This is a genomic window from Streptomyces recifensis, from assembly GCF_002154615.1.
Classification (GTDB): Bacteria; Actinomycetota; Actinomycetes; order Streptomycetales; family Streptomycetaceae; genus Streptomyces; species Streptomyces griseoluteus.
In genome coordinates this window covers 1-2,337 of record NZ_MUNH01000809.1, presented here as the reverse complement: position 1 = coordinate 2,337, position 2,337 = coordinate 1, and the positions used below count along the sequence as shown (strand labels likewise).

Below are 2,337 nucleotides of genomic sequence, written 5' to 3'. Positions count from 1 at the left end.
GGGTCGTCCAGGACGGCCGCCCACTCGTCCGCGTAGCCGGAGACATGGCGGGCCATCTGGGCGTCGAGGTCGGCCGCGATGCCCAGCGCGTCGTCCAGCACGACGGCCCGCAGGTGGTCCAGGCCGCCTTCGAGGCGCTCCAGCCAGGGCGCGGTGCGTTCCAGCCGGTCGGCGGTGCGGATGTAGAACATCAGGAACCGGTCGATGGTGCGGATCAGGGTCGCCTTGTCCAGGTCGGTGGCGAGCAGGTCGGCGTGGCGCGGAGTGGTGCCGCCGTTGCCGCCGACGTAGAGGTTCCAGCCGGTGGAGGTGGCGATGATCCCGAAGTCCTTCGACTGGGCCTCCGCGCACTCGCGGGCGCACCCGGAGACGGCGGACTTCAGCTTGTGCGGGGCGCGCAACCCCCGGTAGCGCAACTCCAGCTCGATGGCGAGGGAGGTGGAGTCCTGCACGCCGTACCGGCACCAGGTCTGCCCGACGCAGGACTTCACCGTGCGCAGCGACTTGCCGTAGGCGTGCCCGGACTCGAAGCCGGCGTCGACGAGACGGCGCCAGACGGCGGGGAGCTGGTCGACCCGGGCACCGAAGAGATCGATGCGCTGACCTCCGGTGATCTTGGTGTACAGGCCGAAGTCGCGGGCCACCTCACCGATGACGATGAGCTTCTCCGGGGTGATCTCGCCGCCGGGGACGCGCGGCACGACCGAGTAGGAGCCGTTGCGCTGGAGGTTGGCGAGGTGGTGGTCGTTGGTGTCCTGGAGGGCCGCCTGTTCGCCGTCCAGGACATGGCCGTTGCCCAGGCTCGCCAGGATGGAGGCGACCACGGGCTTGCAGACGTCACAGCCGTCGCCGGTGCCGTGGCTGTCGACGAGTGTGGTGAAGTCGGTGATGCCCCGGACGCGGACGATCTCGTAGAGCTCGGCGCGGGTGTGGGCGAAGTGCTCACACAGGTCGCGGGAGACCTCGGTGCCGGAGGCGGCGAGTTCGTCCCGGACCACCGTGGCGAGGGTCTTCAGGCAACTGCCGCAGCCGGTACCGGCCTTGGTGCACTTCTTGACCTCGGTGACGCCGGTGAGCCCCTGTTCCCGTACGGCGGCGCGGACGGCACCGCCGGTGACGTTGTGGCAGGAGCAGAGCACCGCCTCGTCGGGCAACCGTGGTGTGGCAAGGTCGCCTTGGGCCGGGGGCAGTACCAACTGCTCCGGCGGTACGGTCAGCGGCTTTCCGGCGAGTGACAGGGGGCGGAGTACGCCGTACGCCTCGGTGTCGCCCACCAGGACACCGCCCAGGAGAGAGCCGTCGGTGCCGATGACGAGCTTCTTGTAGACGCCGGAGCGGCTGTCGGTGAAGGTGACGTCGAGCGCGCCCTCGGCGGTGCCGTGCGGGTCGCCGAAGCTGGCCACGTCGACGCCGAGCAGCTTGAGTTTGGTGGAGAGGTCGGCGCCCGTGAACTGGGATTCCCCCCGGCACAGTTGGCGGGCCGCTGTCTCGGCCATCGCATAGCCGGGGGCGACCAGGCCGTACACCCGGCCGTCCGCCGCCCGGGCGCATTCACCGATGGCCCACACGTGCGGGTCGGCGGTACGGCAGGCGGTGTCGACGGTGATCCCGCCGCGCTCGCCCACGTGCAGGCCGCAGTCGCGGGCCAGTTGATCACGGGCGCGGACCCCGGCAGAGAACACCACGAGATCCGCGGCGAGTTCGGTGCCGTCCGACAGCCGCGCCGCGCGGACACGTCCGTCGCTGCCCGCCTCCACGGCGGAGGTGCCCGTGCCGGTGTGCACCCGTACGCCCAATTCCTCGATCTTGCGGCGCAGTACCGCCCCACCGCCCTCGTCCACCTGGAGGGCCATCAGTCGCGGGGCGAACTCCACCACGTGCGTGTCCAGTCCGAGGGCGCGCAGAGCACCCGCCGCCTCCAGGCCGAGCAGTCCGCCGCCGACGACGATCCCGGTACGGGCCTGTGCCGCGTCCGCGCGGATGGCGCGGACGTCTTCGAGCGTGCGGTACACATGGCAGCCGGGGGTGTCATGGCCGGGCACGGGCGGCACGAAGGGGTACGAGCCGGTGGCCAGGACCAGCGCGTCGTAGCGCAGGACGCGGCCGGAGGAGCTGGTGACGGTGCGGGCGGCGCGATCGACGGCGGTGGCCGGGTCACCGAGGTGGAGGGCGATGCCGTGCCGCTCGAGGAACCGGTCGGGCACCAGGCTCAGCTCCTCGGCGCTGGTGCCGGAGAACCAGCTCGTCAGGTGGACGCGGTCGTAGGCGGGCCGGAGGAGCTGGTGACGGTGCGGGCGGCGCGATCGACGGCGGTGGCCGGGTCACCGAGGTGGAGGG

Annotated in this window: 1 pseudogene; it reads right to left on the bottom strand. The window is 71.8% G+C overall.

Annotation, left to right across the window (positions count from 1 at the left end):
• Window positions 1-2,273: pseudogene (nirB, locus tag CCN33_RS29925) on the bottom strand (nitrite reductase large subunit NirB); the annotation flags it as partial.
• Between the last annotated feature and the right edge of the window lie 64 nt (window positions 2,274-2,337).